Origin of the sequence: Agrobacterium leguminum, assembly GCF_015704895.1 — a bacterium.
Classification (GTDB): Bacteria; Pseudomonadota; Alphaproteobacteria; order Rhizobiales; family Rhizobiaceae; genus Agrobacterium; species Agrobacterium leguminum.
In genome coordinates, this window is sequence record NZ_JADQWB010000004.1 from 150,255 (window position 1) to 171,440 (window position 21,186).

At 61.1% G+C, this 21,186-nt stretch carries 18 protein-coding genes; 2 read left to right on the forward strand and 16 right to left on the reverse strand.

Annotated features, from left to right (window positions below; genetic code table 11):
* Positions 1 to 68: 68 nt before the first annotated feature.
* On the reverse strand, positions 69 to 1,022 hold the full coding sequence (locus tag I3J13_RS08160; protein WP_196378490.1) for an asparaginase domain-containing protein: 954 nt from the start codon (positions 1,020 to 1,022) through the stop codon (positions 69 to 71).
* The gene (locus tag I3J13_RS08165; protein ID WP_020813467.1) at positions 1,019 to 2,470 is read right to left on the reverse strand and encodes an amino acid permease; all 1,452 of its coding nucleotides are present in this window, start codon (positions 2,468 to 2,470) and stop codon (positions 1,019 to 1,021) included. Before I3J13_RS08165 ends, I3J13_RS08160 begins: the two co-directional genes overlap by 4 nt.
* Positions 2,471 to 2,743: 273 nt before the next feature.
* Between I3J13_RS08165 and I3J13_RS08170 the strand changes: the two genes are divergently transcribed.
* Complete coding sequence (locus tag I3J13_RS08170) at positions 2,744 to 4,171, forward strand: aspartate ammonia-lyase (RefSeq protein ID WP_338081634.1); 1,428 nt, start codon at positions 2,744 to 2,746, stop codon at positions 4,169 to 4,171.
* Here I3J13_RS08170 and I3J13_RS08175 read toward each other — a convergent pair.
* From I3J13_RS08175 to I3J13_RS08190, 4 genes are all read right to left on the reverse strand, one after another.
* Positions 4,140 to 4,856 carry a FadR/GntR family transcriptional regulator gene (locus I3J13_RS08175; protein WP_080857495.1) on the reverse strand — a complete coding sequence of 239 codons (717 nt, stop codon included), beginning with the start codon at positions 4,854 to 4,856 and terminating at the stop codon, positions 4,140 to 4,142. The genes I3J13_RS08170 and I3J13_RS08175 overlap by 32 nt on opposite strands.
* A 197-nt stretch (positions 4,857 to 5,053) precedes the next feature.
* Positions 5,054 to 8,125: an efflux RND transporter permease subunit gene (locus I3J13_RS08180; protein ID WP_196378492.1), complete on the reverse strand. Its 3,072-nt coding sequence runs from the start codon at positions 8,123 to 8,125 to the stop codon at positions 5,054 to 5,056.
* The gene (locus tag I3J13_RS08185) at positions 8,122 to 9,207 is read right to left on the reverse strand and encodes an efflux RND transporter periplasmic adaptor subunit (protein ID WP_059757757.1); all 1,086 of its coding nucleotides are present in this window, start codon (positions 9,205 to 9,207) and stop codon (positions 8,122 to 8,124) included. Before I3J13_RS08185 ends, I3J13_RS08180 begins: the two co-directional genes overlap by 4 nt.
* On the reverse strand, positions 9,207 to 10,283 hold the full coding sequence (locus I3J13_RS08190; protein WP_080857497.1) for an efflux RND transporter periplasmic adaptor subunit: 1,077 nt from the start codon (positions 10,281 to 10,283) through the stop codon (positions 9,207 to 9,209). Before I3J13_RS08190 ends, I3J13_RS08185 begins: the two co-directional genes overlap by 1 nt.
* 305 nt (positions 10,284 to 10,588) lie before the next feature.
* Between I3J13_RS08190 and I3J13_RS08195 the strand changes: the two genes are divergently transcribed.
* Positions 10,589 to 11,203, forward strand: a complete 615-nt coding sequence (locus I3J13_RS08195; protein ID WP_196378493.1) for a TetR/AcrR family transcriptional regulator — start codon at positions 10,589 to 10,591, stop codon at positions 11,201 to 11,203.
* 23 nt (positions 11,204 to 11,226) lie between these two features.
* On the opposite strand, the gene I3J13_RS08200 is transcribed toward I3J13_RS08195, so the two are convergent.
* The 10 genes from I3J13_RS08200 to I3J13_RS08245 are packed head-to-tail and all read right to left on the reverse strand — an operon-like array spanning position 11,227 to position 21,181.
* Entirely contained in the window at positions 11,227 to 12,681 is a 1,455-nt protein-coding gene (locus I3J13_RS08200) for an NAD-dependent succinate-semialdehyde dehydrogenase (RefSeq protein WP_196378494.1), read from the reverse strand.
* Positions 12,682 to 12,691: 10 nt separating this feature from the next.
* Positions 12,692 to 13,771, reverse strand: a complete 1,080-nt coding sequence (locus tag I3J13_RS08205; protein WP_196378495.1) for an ABC transporter ATP-binding protein — start codon at positions 13,769 to 13,771, stop codon at positions 12,692 to 12,694.
* The gene (locus I3J13_RS08210; RefSeq protein WP_080857499.1) at positions 13,768 to 14,568 is read right to left on the reverse strand and encodes an ABC transporter permease; all 801 of its coding nucleotides are present in this window, start codon (positions 14,566 to 14,568) and stop codon (positions 13,768 to 13,770) included. The genes I3J13_RS08205 and I3J13_RS08210 overlap by 4 nt, the downstream gene beginning before the upstream one ends.
* Position 14,569: 1 nt before the next feature.
* Positions 14,570 to 15,445: an ABC transporter permease gene (locus tag I3J13_RS08215; protein ID WP_196378496.1), complete on the reverse strand. Its 876-nt coding sequence runs from the start codon at positions 15,443 to 15,445 to the stop codon at positions 14,570 to 14,572.
* Between the two features lie 60 nt (positions 15,446 to 15,505).
* Positions 15,506 to 16,516, reverse strand: coding sequence for an ABC transporter substrate-binding protein (locus tag I3J13_RS08220; protein WP_080819559.1), 1,011 nt, complete (start codon positions 16,514 to 16,516; stop codon positions 15,506 to 15,508).
* Between the two features lie 57 nt (positions 16,517 to 16,573).
* Positions 16,574 to 16,888: an NIPSNAP family protein gene (locus I3J13_RS08225; protein ID WP_196378497.1), complete on the reverse strand. Its 315-nt coding sequence runs from the start codon at positions 16,886 to 16,888 to the stop codon at positions 16,574 to 16,576.
* A 4-nt stretch (positions 16,889 to 16,892) separates the two neighbouring features.
* Positions 16,893 to 18,359 carry an aldehyde dehydrogenase gene (locus I3J13_RS08230; protein ID WP_196378498.1) on the reverse strand — a complete coding sequence of 489 codons (1,467 nt, stop codon included), beginning with the start codon at positions 18,357 to 18,359 and terminating at the stop codon, positions 16,893 to 16,895.
* A gap of 4 nt (positions 18,360 to 18,363) precedes the next feature.
* Positions 18,364 to 19,404, reverse strand: coding sequence for an LLM class flavin-dependent oxidoreductase (locus tag I3J13_RS08235; protein ID WP_196378499.1), 1,041 nt, complete (start codon positions 19,402 to 19,404; stop codon positions 18,364 to 18,366).
* Positions 19,401 to 20,339 carry a flavin reductase family protein gene (locus tag I3J13_RS08240; RefSeq protein WP_236000844.1) on the reverse strand — a complete coding sequence of 313 codons (939 nt, stop codon included), beginning with the start codon at positions 20,337 to 20,339 and terminating at the stop codon, positions 19,401 to 19,403. The genes I3J13_RS08235 and I3J13_RS08240 overlap by 4 nt, the downstream gene beginning before the upstream one ends.
* Positions 20,336 to 21,181: an alpha/beta fold hydrolase gene (locus tag I3J13_RS08245; protein ID WP_196378500.1), complete on the reverse strand. Its 846-nt coding sequence runs from the start codon at positions 21,179 to 21,181 to the stop codon at positions 20,336 to 20,338. The genes I3J13_RS08240 and I3J13_RS08245 overlap by 4 nt, the downstream gene beginning before the upstream one ends.
* Positions 21,182 to 21,186 lie beyond the last annotated feature (5 nt).

A 21,186-nucleotide genomic window follows, 5' to 3' on the forward strand; every position in this document is an offset into this window, starting at 1 on the left:
CTGCCGCTACTTAGAGTTTTGGCGCATTTCCGGACGGAAAACCGGGGTCCACTTTTCCTGGAAATGCTCTAAGCGAGCGGGCTGTCACCGAAAGCGGAAACGATGGTTTCCGCCGGACTTTTACCGGCCAGCAGCGCGGCCAGCAAAATGCGGGCCTGGCCCGGGCGAAGCGTGGATGAATGCACGGCGCCCGCCGCGACAAGATCATGCCCGCCGCCACCGCCGCCATAAGTCGCCACCAGCCGCCCTTCCGGCACACGGCTGGAAACGATGACGGGAACGCCGCGTTCGGCGCAGCGCTTCACGGCTTCGGCGATACGCGGATTGGCGTTGCCGGAACCGAGTGCGGCAAGGACGATGCCTTTCGCGCCCGCCTGCAGGCTTGCATCGATATGGGTCGCGTCACAGCCGGGATGAATGGCGACGATATCGACGCGCTGATCGGTTACCGGGGCGGAAAGCCGCAGCGTTGCGGCAGCGGCCAGCGGCCGGGCGGAGCGGAAGGCGTCCGCTTCGTCCGCGCTCAGCTTATAAAGCCCCCAGGCCGGCAGACAGCGGCCGCCGAAGGAAAGGAGCACGCCTTTTGCGGCATTCGCCTGATCGAGCGCTGTTTCTATGGCCCGGGCCAGATTGGCCGGCCCGTCCGCGTCCTTATGGTCTGCAGTAAACTGTGCGCCGGTGAAGACCACCGGCTTTGTGATGGCCCGCTGCAAATGCACGAGCAGCGAGGATTCTTCCATGGCGTCGGTGCCATGCAGAACCACGATGCCGGCAACGGCGGGATCATCGAGCTCGGCGCCCACAGCATCGCTGATGCGCTGCATGTCTGCCAATGTCAGGCTGGAGGAATCCTTCGCCATCAGGTCGACCGGCTTCAGCCGGGCGTTGATCTGCGGAACCAGCGCCAGCAGGTCCTCACCCGAAAGGCTGGGCGTGCTGACGCCATCGGCGCCACGCCGGCTGGCGATGGTGCCGCCGGTGGCGATGACCGCCACCAGAGGCGTTGCGTCCTGCCCGCTCACTGCGATGCTCCCGCACGCTCGTCCGCAAGGCGGTAGATGCGGTCACGCAAGAGATACCAGCCGATGACGAGCGCCGGGATGATGACCAGCAGCGAGGCGATGGTCCAGGAGCCGACGGGATAGTCGAAGGCCATCAGCACCAGCACGCCGAACAGGAAGATGAGCGTGAGAATGCCGGTATAGGGCGCGCCAAACATACGGAAATCCGGACGCACGAGTTCACCGCGCTCAGAAAGCTGCCAGAGCTTCAACTGGCAGAGCACGATGACTGCCCATGCGCAGATAATGCCAAGCGCCGAGAGGTTGAGCGCAATCTCGAAGGCCGAAGCGGGAACGACGGCGTTCAGCGCCACGCCGAGAACAGTGACAACGGCAGTCACCGCGATGCCGCCATAGGGCACGCCGTTCTTGTTCATCTTCGCAAGTGCGGCCGGCGCCGAGCCGGAAACCGCCATCGAATGCAGGATGCGGCCGGTGGAATAAAGCCCGGCATTGAGCGAGGACAGCACGGCGGTCAGAACCACGAGGTTCATGATCACGTCAGCGCCCTGAACGCCGATGGAACCGAAGAAGGTGACGAAGGGGCTCTCGCCGGCCTTGTAGGCGGTATAGGGCAAAAGCAGCGCGAACAGCAGCACCGAACCGACATAAAAGACCACGAGACGGAGAACCACGGCGCGGATGGCGCGGGGCATGACCTTGCGCGGGTCTTCCGTCTCGCCTGCCGCCGTGCCGATCAGTTCGATGGAGGCATAAGCGAAGACGACGCCCTGTATGATGACGAAGGCTGGCAAAATGCCGTTCGGGAAGAAGCCGCCATTATCCGTGATGATGCTGAAGCCGGTGACGTGGCCTTCGATGGGGGTGCCGAAGATGACGAAATAAATGCCGACCACGAGGAAGATCGCAAGCGCCAGCACCTTGATGAGGCTGAACCAGAATTCAAGCTCGCCGAAGACCTTCACCGACAGCATGTTCATGGCCAGCACGACCAGAAGTGCCGTCATCGCGAAGACCCACTGGTCGATACCCGCAAGCCACGGAACATATTGCTTGAAGAAATTCATGTAGAGGGCGACGGCGGTCACATCCGCCACCGAAGTCATGGCCCAGTTCAGCCAATACATCCAGCCGGCCGCGAAGGCCATTTTCTCGCCGTAGAACTCACGGGCGTAGGACACGAAGGAACCGGAGCTCGGGCGGTGCATGATCAGCTCGCCGAGTGCGCGCAGCACCAGAAACGCAAAGAAGCCACAAAGCGCATAAACGAAGACCAGCGCGGGGCCTGCCTGCGCAAGACGCCCACCCGCACCGAGGAAAAGCCCAGTGCCGATGGCGCCGCCAATGGCGATCATCTGGATCTGACGCGGCTTGAGGGCCTTGTGGTAACCGAGGTCTTCTTCGACGAAGACCTCACGGTCGGCAGACGCCGTTTTCCCAGAATGCATGGATATTTATCCTCCCGATAAAGTGCTTGCAGTCGGCGATAAGCCGGAAATGAAAATGAAACTGGCACAGTCCGCGCTGGAATATGGCCAGCATGCATGCTCATGCGTGCTGTAAAGCTGCATGACAGATTTTCGCTCCTCATAATGGCAGATAATGCCGTTCGTCAAGCGTATTCGATATGATTGACCTTCTCCTCCACCCCAATTAAGGTCAAAAAATCTGTAAGACAGCTTTACAGATATAGCAACGCTTAAAAGCCAGTGGAGGAAAAAGTGAGCGTGACGCGCAAGGAGCATGATTTGCTCGGGACGAAGGAAATTCCGGCGGATGTCTATTGGGGCGTGCACACGGCGCGCGCCGTGGAAAACTTCAAGATCACCGGGGTGACCATCGGCCATAACCCCTATCTCGTCCGGGGACTGGCCTATGTGAAGGAGGCGGCGGCACGCGCAAATCACGAGCTCGGCCTTCTCGACACGGAACGCATGGAAGCCATCGCCGCAGCCTGCCGCGAAATCCGCGCCGGTGCGCTGCACGAGCAATTCGTGGTGGATGAAATTCAGGGCGGAGCCGGCACTTCCACCAACATGAACGCCAATGAGGTCATCGCCAACCGTGCGCTCGAACTGCTCGGACACGAAAAAGGCGATTATGCCCGCCTTCACCCCAATGACCATGTCAATCTCAGCCAGTCGACCAACGACGCCTATCCGACCGCGATCAATGTCGGGCTGATCGAGGCCATCGACGATCTGGCGGCTTCCATGGGCGTGCTGAAGGATGCCTTCGACCGCAAGGCGCAGGAATTCGCGGGCTTCATCAAGATCGGCCGCACGCAATTGCAGGACGCGGTGCCGATGACGCTCGGCCAGGAATTCCGCACCTTCGTGGTGATGCTGGGAGAAGATCAGGCGCGCCTCATCGAATCCGCCGCACTTCTGCACGAGATCAATCTTGGCGCCACCGCCATCGGCACCGGGCTGAATGCACCCCGTGGTTATGCCGAGCTTGCCTGCCAGCATCTGGCGGAACTGACCGGACGACCGCTGATGACGGCGGCAGACCTTATCGAAGCCACACAGGACCCCGGCGCCTTCGTGCATCTCTCCGGCGTGCTGAAACGCGTTGCCGTGAAGCTGTCGAAAACCTGCAACGACCTTCGTCTGCTCTCTTCCGGCCCGCGCGCCGGTATCGGCGAAATCACCCTGCCCTCCGTTCAGGCGGGTTCCAGCATCATGCCCGGCAAGATCAACCCGGTCATTCCCGAAGTGGTCAATCAGGTGGCCTATGCGGTGATCGGCAACGACATAACCATCACCATGGCGGCCGAAGCCGGGCAATTGCAGCTGAACGCCTTCGAGCCGATCATCGTGCGCGCTCTTTCCCAAAGCATCAGCCAACTGAGCGCCGCGTGCCGCACGCTGGCGGAACGCTGCGTCGACGGCATCGTGGCCAATCCGGCGATCATGGCGCAGCGCGTGGAAGAGTCCATCGGTCTCGCCACCGCGCTCAACCCGCTGATTGGTTATTATGCGGCGACGGAAGTGGCGAAGGAAGCGCTTGCCAGCGGCCGCACCGTGCCGCAGGTGGTTCTGGAACGCGGTTATCTAACGGATGCGCAATTGCAGCAGGCGCTGAGCCCGCGGCACCTTGCCAACCTGCCCGCCGTCACGGCTGGCGAAGCCGATCTTCGCCAATAATCGTCGTCACCACCTGCTTCACCTGCCCAAGGTGAAGCTCCATCGCCTCCCGCGCCTCGGGCGCTGAACCCCGCCGGATCGCCTCGACGATCCGGCGGTGCTCGAAATTCGAGGCGACGCGACGACCGGCCATCAGGTTGACCATCTCTGACTGTTGGGAAAGGGCCTCGCGGGCATCGGCCACCACCTTGGCGAACAGCCTGTTGGCCGATGCTTCCGCAATGGCGCAATGGAATTGCCCATCCAGCAGCACCCAGGGATGCGGCCTTTCTTCGGCTTCCATCCGATCACAGAGGTCAAGCAGGACTTCCAGCTGAGCATCCGTGCGCCGCAACGCCGCCCAACCGGCCGCAGGAACTTCGATGAAGGGGCGGGCTTCGATCAGATCGCGGGCGGAATAGGCGCCGTAATTCAATTCGGAAGGCGGGGTCGGAGTCATCACATAGGTGCCGCTTCCGGTGCGGGTCTGCGTCAGCCCCAGGGTCTGGAGCGACCGCAAAGCCTCGCGAATAATCGGCCGGCTGACACCATATCGGGCGGCCAGATGGGCTTCGGAAGGCAGCCGGGTGCCGACCGCAAGCTGCCCCGAGGTGATGGCGGAACGGATATCATCGAACACCGCTTCTGCGGCATTCTTGCGATTGATCGGCTGCGCATCCGACAGCCAATCCGACAACCCGCCCATCTTTAAACCCTCCGCACTCTCAATATGTTCGCAATATCAACGCGAAACCAGAATCGTCCAAACGCAAAAAGGACGGCCGCCGCTCTCGCGGCCAAGCCGACCTTCCTAACATTATCCTGCCCGCCGGAACAACGACGGCGGATATTTTTGTTGGAGCGAGGGTACGGTATCGCCGCACCCTCGCTCCGCGCCAGATATTACGCCTTGATTTCCGCTACCCCCGGCTTGTCATCCTCACGCGGGATGCGGAACCACGCGACATAGAGCGCCGGCAGGAAAAGCAGCGTAAGCGCCGTGCCCACCACGATACCGCCCATCATCGCATAGGCCATCGGCCCCCAGAAGATTTCCCGCGATATGGGGATGAGGGCAAGCGTGGCCGCCGCCGCCGTCAGCATGATCGGCCGCATGCGATGCTCGGTCGCCTCGATGACGGCGCGCCATGCCGAGACCCCTTCGCTTCTCAGATGCTCGATCTGCACGACGAGAATGACCGAGTTGCGGATCAGGATGCCAATCAGCGCCAGCACGCCGAGAATGGCGACGAAGCCCATCGGCGCATTGGAGAAGAGCAGCGCCACCACGACGCCGATCAGGGCAGTCGGCGCCACGGCGAAGACCAGGAACAGCCGGCTGAAGCTCTGCAACTGGATCATCAGGATGGTCGCCATCGCAAACAGCATCATCGGCACCACGGCAACGATTGGCCCTTGCGAATCCGCGCTGGATTCTACCGAGCCGCCCGTCTCCAGCGTGTAGCCGACGGGAAGCGCTTTCTGGAACGCCTCGATCTTCGGCTTTAGCTGTTCCACGATTGTGGCGGGCTGCGTCGAGCCGATGACGGCGGCCTTGACGGTGACAGTCGGAATCCGGTCGCGACGCCAGATGGTCGGCTGCTCCAGCTCATAACGGAAATTGGCGATTGCCGAGAGCGGCACGGCCTTGCCGTTGGTTGCCGGCAATTGCAGGTTTTGCAAGGTCTCGATGGAGCCGCGCTCCGAAAGCTGCGCCCGCGCCACCACGTTGACGAGGTAGATATCGTCCCTCACCTGCGTGACTGTGGAGCCTTCGACAATGCTGTTCATGGCATTGGCGATGTCTTCCGAGGAGACGCCAAGCTGGCGGGCCTTGTCCTGCAGAACATCCACTTTCACCACACGCGTCGGCTCGTTCCAGTCCATCACCATGTTGGACAGCAGCCGGTGTTCGCCGACGATGCCCGACAATTGCTGCCCAAGCTCGCGCACCTTCTGGATATCAGGACCGCTGAGGCGATATTGCACCGGCTTTCCGACCGGCGGACCGATATCGAGCAGTTTCACGAAGGCGTCGGTGCCGATAAAAGTCTTGTTCAGATAGTCCTGCAACTCGGCGCGCACCTTATCGCGCACATCCAGCCCCTTGGTGACGATGACCGTCTGGCCGAAGGTGACATCCGGCGTCTGCACGTCGAAGGACAGGATGAAACGCGGCGCGCCTTCACCAACATAGGTTGTCCAATGGTCGATATCCGGATTCTTGGCCAGCATTTCCTGCTCGAACTGCGCCATCTGCCGGTTGGTTTCGGCAATGGAACTGTTCTGCGGCAGGTTCCAGTCAACGATCAGCTCCACGCGGTCGGATGAGGGGAAGAACTGCTGCTGCACAAGGCTCATGCCGCCAACGGAAAGACCGAACAGCGCAATGGTGAGGATAATCGTCACCCAGCGCCAGCGCAGCGCCCGGCCGAGAAGCCAGGAAAAGGCGGAGGCAAAGCGGCCCTTTTTCTCATGGTGCGATTTCATCGTCTTCGGCAGGATCGTCACGCCGAGCAGCGGCGTGAACAAAACCGCGACGATCCATGACACGATCAGCGAAACGGCGATCACCACAAAAAGCGTGAAGGTGAATTCACCCGCCGCGCTGTTGTTGAGGCCGACCGGAATGAAGCCGGCGACGGTGACCAGCGTACCGGTCAGCATCGGGAAAGCGGTCGAGGTGTAAACATAGGTCGCCGCTTTCCTGAGATCGTCTCCGACCTCAAGCCGCGCGACCATCATCTCGACCGCAATCATCGCATCGTCGACGAGAAGCCCGAGCGCGATGATGAGGGCGCCCAGAGAGATACGCTGCAAGGAAATGCCGGTATATTCCATGTAGACGAAGGTGATCGCCAGCACGAGCGGAATGGAAACCGCAACCACCATGCCGGCCCTGAGGCCAAGGCTGATGAAGCTGATGACGAGAACGATGGCGATGGCCTCGAACAGCGCCGAGGTGAAGCCAGAGACCGCCTCATCGACCACGGCCGGCTGATCGGACACGCGATGCACATCGACGCCAACAGGCAGATCAGCCACCACCCGCTTCATCTCAGCATCCAGCGCCTCACCGAAATGCAGCAGGTTCGCGCCGGTTTTCATGCCGATAGCAAGGCCGATGGCCGGCTGGCCGTTGAAGCGGAACAGCGAGGACGGCGGATCGACATAACCGCGCCGGATCGTCGCCACTTCCGTCAGCGGGAAAAACCGGTTGTTGACCCGCAGATTGATGGACCGCAGGCTGTCTTCCGAGGTGAACTGGCCGCTGACGCGCAGCGCCACACGCTCAGGCCCTGCATTGACGAAGCCGGATTGCGTGACGGCGTTCTGGGCTTGCAGCGTCTTGATGATCGACTGCTGGTCGATGCCGAGCGCCGCGATCTGCCGCGTGGAAAACTCCAGATAGATCGTCTCATCCTGTGCGCCGATGACATCGACCTTGCCGATATTGTCGACGGTCAGCACCTTCGCACGGGCATCTTCCACCAGATCGCGCAATTGTCGCTGGCTGAGACCGTCGCTGGTGAAGGCGTAGATATTGCCATAGACATCGCCGAAGCGGTCGTTGAAGAAGGGGCCGACGACGCCCGAGGGGAAATCGCCCTTGATGTCGCCGATCATGTTGCGCACCCGCACCCAGGTCGGCTCGACGTTGCGCGCCTTGGTTTCCGGCACCAGCTCCACAAAGATCGTCGTGCGACCGGCCACCGTCTGGCTGCGCAGATGGTCGAGATTGTCGAGTTCCTCGAGCTTCTTCTCGATCCTGTCGGTCACCTGCCGCGCCACTTCTTCGGCGGAAGCGCCGGGCCATTGCGCGCTGATCACCATGGTCTTGATGGTGAAGTTCGGATCTTCCTCGCGGCCGAGGTTGAGATAGGAGAAAACGCCGGCAAGAACGAAAACCAGCATGAAGTACCAGACGAGCGAACGGTGTTCGAGCGCCCAGTCGGAGAGATTGAATTTCTTCACTGACGGACCTCCTGATCGATCCTGATGGCCTGTCCATCCTTGAGCTTGTGAACGCCGGCGCTGGCAACACGTTCGCCGGGCTTGACGCCGCCGGTGATGCGCACGCTGCCGCCTTCGGCAGGCTCGCCCTCTATCGTGACGGGGCGAAGCGTTACCGTTGCCGTATCGGCATTGACGATCCAGACGCCCCATCCATTGTCGGTCTTTAGCAGGGCCGATGACGGAAGCATGATCTGCGGTTCGGATGCGGCAAGCACCGAGGCCGTGACGACGGAGCCGAGCCGGAATGCCGGCGGCGCATCCTGCAGGCTGATCTTCGTGCGGCGCGTGCGCGTCGCCGTTTCGGCTTCCGGAGCAATCTCGCGCACCACGCCGGTGGTGCGAATTTTCGGGTCAAGCTGCAGGGCGATCTCGAAGGCGGAGCCGATCTCCAGACGCTGCGCCGCAAATTGCGGAACGTCGACCACCACGTCGCGCACTTCCGGACGGGCAATGGTCACGACCGTTTGCCCGGCCGAGACGACCTGACCGATTTCGCCTGAAGTTGCCGTCACCACACCGTCAAATTCCGCATGCAGCTGCGCATAACCCAGCTGCTCCTCGGCCTTGTCCAGATTGGCGCGGGCCTTGGCGACGGAAGCATTGGCGGTGCGGGTGGCCTGCTCGGCCTCTTCCAGTGCGGCTTCCGTGCCGCTGCGGGCTTCCGCCAGCACGCGCTGGCGCTGCTCGGTCGTCACTGCATTGGCCAGCTGCGCTTCCGCATTGGAGAGGTCGGATTGCGCGCTCTTCACCGCAAGCTCGAGCGCGAGCGGATCAATCGAGGCCACCACGTCGCCCTTCTTCACCAGATCAGCGACATCGACATTGCGGGCGATAATGCGCCCGAGCACGCGAAAGCCGAGATCGGTCTGAATGCGCGATTCCACCGTGCCGGTCAGACGCAGGGCGTCAGCCGGCTTCTCTTCCACGACGACGGAAAGCACCGGGCGCGGCGCCTCGGCGGCGGCTTCCTGCTTGTCCTCGCAGGAGGAAACCGCAATCGCCACAGCCACCAAAAACAAGCTTTTGTATATACTGGACATTATTGTGCCTGCCCCTTTTCATAGGCGACCTTTTCACCGGCGCGGAGAAATTTGGTGCCGACGGTGACGACGAGATCGCCGGGATTAAGCCCCTGCGTGATGACGAATTGACCCGTCTCGTAATCGGCGACCTCGATGCGCCGCATGGCGATTTCCGAAGATTGCGGATCGACCACCCAGACGGCGGGGAAGCCGTCCTGCGACGTCATCGCCGACCACGGAAGCTCAATCGCATCGACCTGTTTGAAGCGGAAATGGCCGGATACGGGCGCGCCGAGCGGCATGGTCATATCGCCGTTAAGACCCACCTTGACCCTGATCGTTCCATTGTCCGGGTCTATCGTCGGAGAAATCTCCCGCACCGGCGCCGCAACGCTGCGGGCGGGGTCCGACAGGAGGCTGACATTGACGAGATTGTCGATATCACGCTCAAGGAAGAGGGATTCATAAACATCGAAGACCGCATCGCGCGGCCCGTCATGCGCCAGCGTAAAAACGAGCTGGGCGGCCTGCGCCACCTGGCCGACTTCGACATTACGCGCCGTGATAACGCCATCCGCATCCGCCCTGAGTTCGGTATAGGACAGAGCATCCCGCGCCGTATCGAGCTGCGCCTGCGCCGATCTCACTGCGCCCTGCGTCGTGAGCAGGGTTTCCTGGGCCTTGTCGACCGCCGAACGCGAGGTCACCTGCGTCTTGAAAAGGCTTTGCTGACGGTCGAACGTCAATTGCGCCTGCGTCTGCTGCGCTTCCGCTGATTGCAGGTTAGCCAGGGCGACATCGAGATCGGCCTTTTGCTCTTCGGGATCCATGCGGGCAAGCAATTGCCCGGTCTTCACCCGTGCGCCCACATCCACCAGCCGCTCGGTGATTTTGCCGCTGACCCGGAAGGACAGATCCGTCTGGACCCGTGCCTTTACTTCGCCCGTGATGACGCTACCGCGATCAACGGGCTTTTTCTCAGCCGCGACCACATCGACGGTGCGGAGCGGCTTTTCGGCAGGCGGCTCTTCATTGCTGCAGGACGACAGGGCGAAAATACCGCCAAGCGCCGCCGCGATAAGAATGGTTCTCATGGTGACCTCTTGATCTTCGCCTCATCCTATAATATTTGACTGACTGAATAGTCAATGAAATTCTTATGCCGCTGATCGGGGAGCTGTCCGGAGTATCGGTACAGGTTCCCGAATGATCGTTCCCTTCTCGTCCGGCACATACCTGCGGGCGCATTGGCAATGTTCCGGCATAGTGAAGCATGCGCGCGCCTTCACAAAAATCGTTCCGGTTTTTGCGCCGGTGCTATAGGCAAACCCATCTCTCATTTCCGCCAATCGCGACGGACAGAAGGGCACGCGTCGAAAATAAAGAAGGATCCGGGGCCATGGCGAAAGCAAAACTGACACGTGCTGAACAGAAGATACAACGTCCGTTGCAAATTCTCGATGCCGCATTCGAGGAATTCACCAAAAGGGGATTTACCGCGACGCGGGTGGAAGACATCGCGGAACGGGTGGGGGTGACGAAAGGGACGGTCTACGTCTATTTCGAAACCAAGGAGGCGCTCTTCGAAGCGATGGTCAAGCACGCCTCCCTGCCATTCCAGGAGGCGTTCAAGGCCTATACGCATACATCCGACGACCCCGTCGAGGAGCTTCGCCTGCTGCTGGAATTCCTGTTCGATGCACTCGTCGACGACAAGAAGATGCGGGAACTGTTCCGCTTGATCCTTGCGGAAGGCGCAAAATTTCCCGATCTCATCGACCAGCACCATGACACGTTGATGGCGCCTGTCTTTGCGCGCATCGATACGGTCCTTGAGGAAGGCGTCGCGAAAAAAAGGTTCAGGGCCAACCCTCCCGAACTTGCCAAAGTGGTGATGTCGCCCATGGTCGGAACATTGGTGTTTCGGCTGATTTTCAACGACCGACGCATTCTGGACAGACAGGCCGTCCTGAAAATACATCTCGAGCTGATCATGCGTGGGCTGCTGGCATAGGCATCATTCTTCGCGGCCCGGCCTCAGCCGACGCCGCCGATGCAGACATATTTGAGCTCGGTATATTCCTCGATGCCATGGCGTGACCCTTCTCGGCCGAGACCCGACATCTTGACGCCACCGAAAGGCGCCTCGGCGGTGGAAATAGCCCCCGTATTGACGCCGACCATGCCATATTCGAGCGCCTCGGCAACCCGGAAGACCCGCGATAGATCGCGCGCATAAAAATAGGATGCGAGGCCGAAATCGGTATTGTTCGCCTGCGCGATCACATCCGCCTCATCCTCGAAGCGGAAGAGCGGCGCAAGCGGCCCGAAGGTTTCCTCACGCGCCACCTGCATGCCGGCATCGACATTGCGCAGGATCGTCGGCTCGAAGAAATTGCCGCCCAGTGCATGCCTCTTGCCACCGGTGGCGATCTCGGCGCCCTTCGAAAGCGCGTCGGCAATATGGGCCTCCACTTTGGCGACCGCGTTTGCATCGATAAGAGGCCCGAGAATGCTTGCCCCCTCCAGCCCGTTGCCAACCTTCAACCGAACGACGGCTCGAGCGAATTTTTCAGCGAAAGCATCATAGACGCCGCTCTGCACATAAAGACGGTTGGCGCAAACACAGGTCTGACCATTGTTGCGGAATTTGGCGAGGATCGCGCCCTCGACAGCAGCATCGAGATCGGCGTCATCGAAGACGATGAAGGGCGCATTGCCGCCGAGTTCCAGCCCCAGTTTCTTGATCGTCGGCGCGCATTGTCGGTAAAGATGTTCGCCCGTGTGCGTCGAGCCGGTAAAGGTCAGAAGGCGGATATCCGGGCTTGCCGTCATTTCCCCGCCTATCTCGGCCGCTGGCCCCGTCAAAATGCTGAAAAGCGCAAGCGGCAGGCCGGCGCGCTCGGCAAGGATGGCAAGGGCGATAGCAGAAAACGGCGTTTGCGGCGCCGGTTTCAGCACCACCGCACAGCCGGCGGCCAGCGCCGGGCCGGCCTTGCGGGTGATCATGGCATTGGGGAAATTCCATGGCGTGATGGCCGCAACCACGCCCACGGGCTGGCGGAGAACCAGAATGCGTTTGTCCGGCTGGTGGCCGGGCACTGTCTCGCCATTGATCCGCCGCGCCTCTTCTGCAAACCATTCGATGAAGCTTGCGCCATAGGCAATCTCACCCTTTGCTTCCGCCAGCGGCTTTCCCTGTTCCAGCGTCAGTATCATGCCGAGATCGCCACGGTTTTCCATGACGAGCCGGAACCATTCCTTCAGGATATTCGCACGCTCGCCGGCGGTGCGGCGGGCCCATTCCTTCTGGGCGATCACGGCGGCAGCGATTGCTTCTCTCGTTTCCTTCGCACCGAGTTCTGGAACCCGCCCGACGATCTCACCGGTCGCGGGATTGCGGATCGCCGCCGTTTCACGGCCATTGCAACCGACCCAGCGGCCTGCCACCGGCACTTTCTCGCCGAAGAGTGTGGGATCATTCAGATGCATGGCCCATTCCTCAACAGAAGACCTGCGCCGAGGCCGGATCGAAGGCGAGATGCACGAGGTCGCCACGGCTGAGGCCGGAAATCGCCTCGTGGCCGAAAGGCAGGCGCACCGCAAGCGGCTCACCCGAGCCGGTATGGGCCACCACATGGACATTGTTGCCGAGGAATGTGATGTCGCTGACCGTGGCCTGGAAACCGGCGGCGACCGGTCGGTTACGGCTGAGCTGCAGCCGCTCCGGGCGCAGCATCAGCGCCGCCTTCTTTCCCGGCATGGCTTCGCCATGCATCGGAATATGATCGAAGACGATATCCCGGCCGAGCGACACCGTCGCCTTGCCGCCCGAGGCGGCGAGGAGATCGCAGGCGATGAAGTCGCTGTCGCCGATGAATTCAGCCACGAAACGGGTCGCCGGGTGGGCATAAAGCTCCGGCCCCGTGCCGATCTGGTCGATAACCCCCTTTGAAAACACGGCGATCCGGTCGGAAAGACGCAAGGCCTCTTCCTGATCGTGGGTAACATAGAGGATCGTCACTTCCGTCTGCTGGTGAATGCGGCGGATTTCGAACTGGATTTCTTCGCGCAGCTTCTTGTCGAGCGCCGAGAGCGGCTCATCCATCAGCAGAACCGGCGGGTCATAGGCAAGCGCACGGGCCAACGCCACGCGTTGCTGCTGGCCACCCGACATCTGCGCCGGCTTTCTGTCCTCGAAACCTTCGAGACGGACAAGCCGCAACATTTCCTTCACCTTCGCATTGATTTCCGCCTTGCTCTTGCGGCGGACCTTCAGCGGAAAGGCGATGTTCTCGCCGACCGACAGATGCGGAAACAGGGTGTAGCGCTGAAAGACCATGCCGATATTGCGCTTGTGCGACGGCGTCGACAGCAGGCTTTCGCCGTTCAGCAGAATATCGCCCGATGTCGGCTGCTCGAAACCGGCAAGGATATAAAGCGTCGTGCTCTTGCCCGAACCGGACGGCCCGAGAAATGTCATGAACTCACCCGGCTGCACGTCGAGATTGACGTCCTGAACGGCGACGACCGGTCCGTATTGCTTGCGGATGCCGCGAATCTGCAGGAGCGGTTTGGTCATGTTTTCAGTCCTTTTCGCACAGCCGCGACAAGCAGCATGAGAATGATGGTCACCGCGATGAGAAGCGTGGAGGCGGCCGCAATAACCGGCGTCAGATCTTGACGCAGCGTTGCCCAGATTTTCACCGGCAGCGTCTGCAATGTCGGGCTTGCCATGAAGATCGCCAGCACCACCTCATCCCACGAGGTAAGGAAGGAGAAGATCGCCGCCGAGAACAGGCCGTGGCTGATGGCGGGAAGCGTGATGCGGATTTTCGCCTGCAACGGGCTTGCGCCGCACAGCACCGCCGCATCCTCAATCGATTTGTCGAAACCCTCGAGCGCGCCGGTCAACGCCAGAATGGAAAAAGGCAGCGCCACGACGAGATGGGCGATAACGAAACCGGCAGTGGTGCCGGCAAGGCCAAGTTTCAGGAAAAAAGCGTAAAGCGCCACCGCCAGCACCACGACGGGCAGGATCATCGGCGTCATGAACAGCGCGCGAAGCGTGTTACGCCCGATGAAACGGCCGCGCACCAGCCCGAAGGAGGCGACAAGACCGATCAGCACGGACAGCACCGTGACCATGAGGGCGATGCGCAGGCTCGTCCAGGCGGCCTCCAGCCATCGCGGATCGGCGAAGAAATCCGCATACCATTTCAATGTCCAACCGGGCGGCGGAAAGATCAGCCATTGCGACGAGCCGAAGGACAGCGCTGCGATGAAAACGATGGGCAGGATGAGAAATGCCGTCGTCAGCACCGTGATCAGGAGGAGCAGCCATTTCCAGAGGCCGAGGCTGTTATAGTTCAAAAGCATGTCAGCGCCCCCCTGCCCCGGCCGCGCCGAAAAATTTGAGCTGGATGGCGTAAAGCGTCAGCGTCACCACCAGCAGCACCAGTGCGGCCGCGCCGCCCATGCCCCAGTTGACCAGCGACTGCACGAATTGCGCGATGAGTTCGGCCAGCATCATGTTCGCCGTGCCGCCGAGTAGCGCGGGGGTGACGAAATAACCGAGCGACATGACGAAGACCATCAGCGCGCCGGAAATCATGCCGGGCGCTGCCAGCGGAATGAGGATGCGGGTCAGCGCCTGAAAGCGTGTCGCCCCGCACAGCGCCGCCGCCTGAAGAATGGCCGGATCGATCTTGCGGATGACGCCATAGAGCGGAATGATGATGAAGGGCAGCATGATATAGGTCATGCCTATCGTTACCCCGGTAAGATTGTTGACCAGCGCCAGAGGCTGATCGATGATGCCGAGCCCCATCAGCGTCTTGTTCACCACGCCCGTGCGCTGTAACAGCACCATCCACGCATAGGTGCGCGCCAGAAGATTGGTCCACATCGACAGTAGCAATATGGCAAAGACGATGGAAGCGAGCCGCGCCGGCATGATGGCGAGCGCCCAGGCGACGGGAAAACCGATCGCCAGCGACACGACCGTTACCAGCGCTGACACCGCGAAGGTATTGAAGAAAATCTTCAGATAGGTGGAGCTTCCCAGCAGGGCGGCATAGTTGCCCAACCCGAGGGCGGGTTCGGTGACACTGCGCGACAGCAGGATCAGAACCGGAACGACGAAGAACAGGACAAGCAGGATAAGCGCCGGCAGGGTAGCCGTAAAATTGCCGGGCCGGAAAGGCGTCCGCACCTTTGCTTTCTGGCTGACTGTTTCATCGGTAAGCGAGACCATGCCCAAATCTCCCGGACGTGGAAAATCGCGCGGGCGCCTTTCGCGGCCCGCGCCGTTATCTTACTTCGCCTGCCAGGCGTACCAGCGCTCGCCGATCTCGTCGCGATGCTGCGCCCAGTAGTTCATATCGGCGTTTACCTGGCTTGCCGTCTGCTGATCCGGCAGGGTCTTGGCGGTTTCCGGATCCATCAGCTTGGCGGATTCGATATTGACCGGCGCATAACCCGTCGCGGTCGCCATATCCGCCTGCGCCTGCGCAGAGGTGGCGAGCGCAATGAACTTCATCGCCGCATCCTTGTTCTTCGTTCCCTTGGGAACGACGAGGGAATCCGCCGCGGTAATGTTCTGCTGCCAGGAGGTTTCCACCTTCACGCCGCTTTTTTCAAGCGCCGTCATGCGGCCGTTCCAGACGCTGCCGAATGGCGCTTCCGCAGATGCAATCAACTGCTGCGACTGCGCACCGCCGGACCACCAGATGATATCGGATTTGATCGTATCGAGCTTCTTGAAAGCGCGGTCGAGATCGAGCGGATAAAGCTTGTCGGCGGCCACGCCATCGGCCAGAAGGGCGGCCTCGATCACACCCGGCGCAGACCATTTGTAGAAGGTTCGTTTTCCCGGAAATTTCGCGGTGTCGAACAGATCGGCCCAGCTCTTCGGGCAGGCGGCCACGGCATCGACATTGCAGCCGATGACGAAGGAATAATAAAAACTGCCGACGGAGTAATCCGTCACGAAGCGCGGATCGAGCTTGGTCTTGTCGATGACGGCAAAATCGAGCTTCTCCAACAGGCCTTTCGGGCCGGCCTGCGCGGCATAATCGCCCTCGACATCGACCACATCCCAGGTCACGCCGTTCGCCTCGACCATGGCTTTCAATTTGCCGTAGTCCGTCGGACCGTCCTGCACCACGTTAATGCCGGTCGATACCATGAATTTTTCAGCCCAGGCCGCCTTCTGGGCGTCCTGTGTGGTTCCTCCCCAGCTGGAGAAAACCAGATCATTCGCCTCAGCAGATGCACCAAGGGCAAAAAGAGCGGCGCATGTCGTCAATACCAGTTTCAATTTCATGTTCCCTTACTCCGTTTTAGAGCTTCTTGTTGGTATGCACGTCGCGACCGGCGCATTTCACCCGAGCGGTGAAAACCGCGCCGGTTTCATGATCTTGTTTTCAGCGACTTCGATGAGGTCGCGGATCTTCGGAAGGAAGGACAACCAGCACGGATCGGCCATCAGCCGTGCGCGCCGCTCCTCGCGGTCATCCAGGCTCGAAAAGGCCCAGATATGGACGATCTCATTGATCGGGCCGATCTCGGAAAAGAAGTAACCCACCAGTTCGCCGAGATGGCTCTTCTGGATTTCGATACCCTCCTCCTCGACCACCTTGAGGTAGGCGGGAATGGCGCCGTTCTTCAGCCGGTAGGTGCGGATTTCGTAAAACATGGGCTCACCGCATCACGAAGGGATCGGGGATCGGATCATCGGAGGTGCGCAGCCATATGGTCTTGGTGCGCGTGTAATCGAGCGCCGCCGCAAGCCCACCCTCGCGTCCGTCGCCCGACAGGCCGAATCCGCCGAAAGGCGCAATCGGCGAGACCGCACGGTAGGTATTCACCCAGACGATGCCGGCACGGATCACCTTCATCAGGCGGTGAGCGCGGGTCAGATTTTGCGTGAAGACACCGGAGGCAAGGCCATAGACCGTGTCATTGGCCAGCGCGATGGCTTCCGCTTCGGTTTCAAAGGAAACGACCGAAAGGACGGGGCCGAAGAACTCTTTCTCCATCGATGGGGAACGAATGCCGTCGCAATCGAGAATGGTTGGCCGATAGAAATAACCGTCGCCGTCTACAGGCGCACCGCCTGTTACAACCTTGGCGCCCGCGTCCACGGAGGCGGAAACCAGAGAAACAATGTGCTTCCTTTGACGCTCCGTCGCCAGCGGGCCTACTTCCGTCGCCATATCCAGCGGCGAGCCAATGCGGATCGCCTCAGCCTTCGCCTTCAGAATCTCGAGGAACCGATCCTTGACGCTTCTTTCGATGATCAGCCGCGAGCCGGCGACGCAGCTCTGGCCGGTCGCGGCAAAAATGCCAGCCACCTGCGCATTGGCAGCGCTTTCAAGATCGGCATCGGCAAAAACGAGGATCGGCGATTTGCCGCCGAGTTCCAGCGAGGTGGAGGCGAGGTTTTCAGCCGAATTACGCACGATATGACGCGCCGTTTCCGGACCGCCGGTAAAGGCGATATGAGCCACTTTCGGATGGGTGGTGAGCGCTGAGCCACAGGACGCGCCGAAGCCGGAGACGATATTGACCACACCGGCGGGAAAACCGGCTTCATGCACCAGTCGGGCGAATTCCAGAAGGGGTGCAGGCCCATCTTCCGAGGCCTTGACGACAATCGTGCAGCCGGCCGCGAGTGCCGGGCCGATCTTGACGGCGGCGAGAAACAGCTGGCTGTTCCACGGCACGATGGCCGCCACGACGCCCACGGGTTCACGCCGCAGCCAGACATCCATATCCGGCTTGTCGATCGGCAGATAGGCGCCCTCGATCTTGTCGGCCAGACCCGCATAATAACGGTAATAATCCGCGACATAGGCAATCTGCGCGGAGGTTTCCCGGATGATCTTGCCGGTATCGCGGGTTTCGAGTTCGGCGAGCGTCTTCGCATTCTCAGTGACCAGATCGGCAAGCCGGTAGAGCAGCTTGCCACGCTGTGTCGCCGTCAGTTTCGACCAGCCTGCATCTTCGTAAAGCGCCCGATGCGCGGCTTCGACCGCACGGCCGACATCCGCCTCGCGGCTTTCCGGCATTTCGGCCCATGCAGCGCCGCTTGCGGGATCGAGACTTGCGAAACGCGCCTCGCCGTCTTCGAAACGTCCGTCGATATAGCACTGGAAACTGCGCATCGCGTTACTCCCCGAAAGCCGGCATGACATCGGAAAGGAAGCGCTCCAGCGAGGCCTTCTTACGCTCGAAGCTCATGCCCGTGTCGATCCAGAAGGAATATTCGTCATAGCCCATAGCCTCGTAAGCTTTAAGCCGGGTAATCACCTCATCGGCATTGCCGACGACATTGTTCTTTCGCATGACATCGGTGGAAAGCATCGCGTTGGCGGCGATGTCTTCGGGTGCAATACGCTCGATCAACCCCTGATGGATCGGCTTTTCGTTTTTGAACCAGGCGAAGAAATAATTGTAATAGACGCTCATCTCATGCGCCGCCTGAGCGATATCGGCTTCATCGGAACCGACATAGGTGTGGCGAAGCAGCATGATTTTCGGCCGCTGTTTTTCCGGGTTCTTGGCGCAGGCATCGTTGAAGCGGCCCATTAGGGTTTCCACCTCGTCATCGCCCTGCCAGAGCGGCGTCACCTGCACGTTGCAATCATTGGCGACGGCGAATTCATGCGAATTCGGATCGCGCGCCGCTACCCAGATCGGCGGGAAGGGCTGCTGCAATGGCTTGGGAGCGGAGGTGGTGGCCGGAAATTTGTAGAACTCGCCGTCATGGGCATAGTCGCCTGCCCACACACCTTTGACGGCCGGGATCAGCTCGCGCATGCGCTGGCCGGCGCCCCAGGCATCGAGACCCGGAAGCAGCCGCTCATATTCAAACGAGTAAGCACCGCGCGCGATGCCGATATCGAGACGGCCATCGCAGATGAGGTCGGTCATCGCGGCTTCGCCGGCAAGCTTGATCGGGTGCCAGAAGGGCGCGATCACCGTTCCCGTACCGAGACGCGCCGTCCTGGTGCGCCGCGCCAGATCGGCGATCGTCACGAAGGGGTTCGGGGCGATGGTGAAATCCATGCCGTGATGTTCACCGGTCCAGATGGCATGCATGCCGCCGCGATCGGCGATTTCGCAAAGCGTCACGAACTCTTCGTAGAGCGTCTTGTGATCCTGCGAGGCGTCCAGCCGTTCCATATGGACGAAGAGGGAGAATTTCATGGATTTGCCGCCTTCATCGAGATGGGATGGACCCTGCCGGCAGTCTCGTTACCGACATAGACACCGAAATTGCCGATTGAACTTTCCAGCGCGAACCGGTTGACAATGTCCGCCGTCGCGCCGGAGTCGAACTTTGCCGAAGCCAGCGCGCCGGGCAACAGAAAACGGCCCTGGCGCGGCGCATCGTCCCCATCCGCCAGCGCGTGGTAGACAATGTGCTGACGCCCATCCGTCTTGTTTTCATAAACCGAGTAAAGAAAGCCGGTCCTGACCGGCAGTCCGGTCAGCTCTTCCAGCCGCGCCGTCAGCGCCGCGACCGGATCGCCGCCCGCCACGACGCAGCCGGGCAGCGACAGCACATCCTCCCCGACGAGGTAAATCTCGCCACGACGCTCGAGAACCGCGCCGACAGCGATTTCACCCTCTGCCGCAGCCGAAAGCGCCTTTGCGGCCAGCATCGGCGTGAAGTAACCGCCGCGCGCGTAACCGAGGCCGTTCAGGCCGCTATTCTCGAAAGCGTCGATACGACCGAGCAGAATGACGTGGTCTCCGGCCTCGATAACCTCCTGCATCGAACATTCGAACCAGGCCGCAACATCGGCAAAGACCGGTGAGCCTGCCGGCGCATCCGACCAGATGGCGGCGGCAAAACGATCTTCCACCGGCCGGGCGAACGTATTGGACAGATCCTTCTGGCCTTCCGACAGAATATTGACGGCGAAATTTTTCGCACCCGTCATCGTCGCGAAATTGCGCGAGGTGCGGGCAAGGCAGATCAGCAGCAGCGGCGGATCGAGCGAGACGGAGGTAAAGGAATTTGCGGTGAAACCCACAGGCTTTCCGGCTTCGTCGCGGGTGGTAACGATCGTCACCCCCGTCACGAAGGCGCCGAATGCGTCGCGCAGGGCGCGCGGGTCAAGGGTTGCAACGGTCATTGCGGCTCCTCCTCTAAAGCCAGCCATTCGGCCATCAGTGCATTGACGGTTTCGGGTGCGGTCAGATTGACCATATGCCGGTGCGCCTCGACGATGCGGGCATAACCGCGCGGCGTGATCGCCGCCATCTGTTCCGCCATCAGGGGCGTGGAGTTCGGATCGTCCGAACCGGTCAGAAAAAGCGCCGGGCAGGTGACCGAAGGCCAGCGGTCGGCATAGGTCTCGTCCCCGCCCGCAAAAGCGGTATAGGCGACCGCGTAACCTTCCGGGTCGACCATTTCCAGCCAGCCCCGCGTCAATTCCCGCGCGTGCCGGCTTTTCAGATCATCGCCGAACCAGCGCAGCAAGGGGCCTTCCTTGTCCACGCCCGTGGTGCGGATCGCCGCCGCACGCGCAAGCACCGCCGCCTTCGCAACGGGATCGCGGCGATAAACACCGTTCAGATACCCGACACGCGTTATGCGATCTCCAAGCGTCGCGGCTGCCCCGCCGGAAATCAGCGCCCCCATGGAATGCCCGGCGACATTGGCGCGCTCTATCCGCATGTCGTCGAGAAACCGGCCGAACCAGCCGACGAAATCCTCAAGAGTGCTGCCGGCCGCAAGACGTTCGCTGCCGCCGTGGCCCGGCATATCGACCGCGATGACGCGGTGCGTCCTCGAAAACACCTCGATCTGCGGCGTCCAGGCTTCGAGCCGCATTCCAACACCGTGGATGAGGATCAAGTCCTCGCCCGCGCCGGCTTCGAAATAGGCGGCCCCGCCTCCGGTCGTTTTCCGGGGGAGCGTGGCGGCGCCTGCCTTTGCACCATTGACCCGTGAAGTGTCGGCGACCCTTTGCATTGGCG

What these genes read in the sequence shown, in the direction of transcription:
- I3J13_RS08185 (WP_059757757.1), bottom strand. Translation starts at nt 9,207, where the DNA reads ATGTCCAGTATATACAAAAGCTTGTTTTTGGTGGCTGTGGCGATTGCG.
- I3J13_RS08230 (WP_196378498.1), bottom strand. Translation starts at nt 18,359, where the DNA reads ATGCGCAGTTTCCAGTGCTATATCGACGGACGTTTCGAAGACGGCGAG.
- I3J13_RS08205 (WP_196378495.1), bottom strand. Translation starts at nt 13,771, where the DNA reads ATGACCAAACCGCTCCTGCAGATTCGCGGCATCCGCAAGCAATACGGA.
- I3J13_RS08175 (WP_080857495.1), bottom strand. Translation starts at nt 4,856, where the DNA reads ATGGGCGGGTTGTCGGATTGGCTGTCGGATGCGCAGCCGATCAATCGC.
- I3J13_RS08190 (WP_080857497.1), bottom strand. Translation starts at nt 10,283, where the DNA reads ATGAGAACCATTCTTATCGCGGCGGCGCTTGGCGGTATTTTCGCCCTG.
- I3J13_RS08225 (WP_196378497.1), bottom strand. Translation starts at nt 16,888, where the DNA reads ATGTTTTACGAAATCCGCACCTACCGGCTGAAGAACGGCGCCATTCCC.
- I3J13_RS08220 (WP_080819559.1), bottom strand. Translation starts at nt 16,516, where the DNA reads ATGAAATTGAAACTGGTATTGACGACATGCGCCGCTCTTTTTGCCCTT.
- I3J13_RS08240 (WP_236000844.1), bottom strand. Translation starts at nt 20,339, where the DNA reads ATGACCGTTGCAACCCTTGACCCGCGCGCCCTGCGCGACGCATTCGGC.
- I3J13_RS08200 (WP_196378494.1), bottom strand. Translation starts at nt 12,681, where the DNA reads ATGCATCTGAATGATCCCACACTCTTCGGCGAGAAAGTGCCGGTGGCA.
- I3J13_RS08235 (WP_196378499.1), bottom strand. Translation starts at nt 19,404, where the DNA reads ATGAAATTCTCCCTCTTCGTCCATATGGAACGGCTGGACGCCTCGCAG.
- I3J13_RS08215 (WP_196378496.1), bottom strand. Translation starts at nt 15,445, where the DNA reads ATGGTCTCGCTTACCGATGAAACAGTCAGCCAGAAAGCAAAGGTGCGG.
- I3J13_RS08165 (WP_020813467.1), bottom strand. Translation starts at nt 2,470, where the DNA reads ATGCATTCTGGGAAAACGGCGTCTGCCGACCGTGAGGTCTTCGTCGAA.
- I3J13_RS08245 (WP_196378500.1), bottom strand. Translation starts at nt 21,181, where the DNA reads ATGCAAAGGGTCGCCGACACTTCACGGGTCAATGGTGCAAAGGCAGGC.
- I3J13_RS08195 (WP_196378493.1), top strand. Translation starts at nt 10,589, where the DNA reads ATGGCGAAAGCAAAACTGACACGTGCTGAACAGAAGATACAACGTCCG.
- I3J13_RS08210 (WP_080857499.1), bottom strand. Translation starts at nt 14,568, where the DNA reads ATGCTTTTGAACTATAACAGCCTCGGCCTCTGGAAATGGCTGCTCCTC.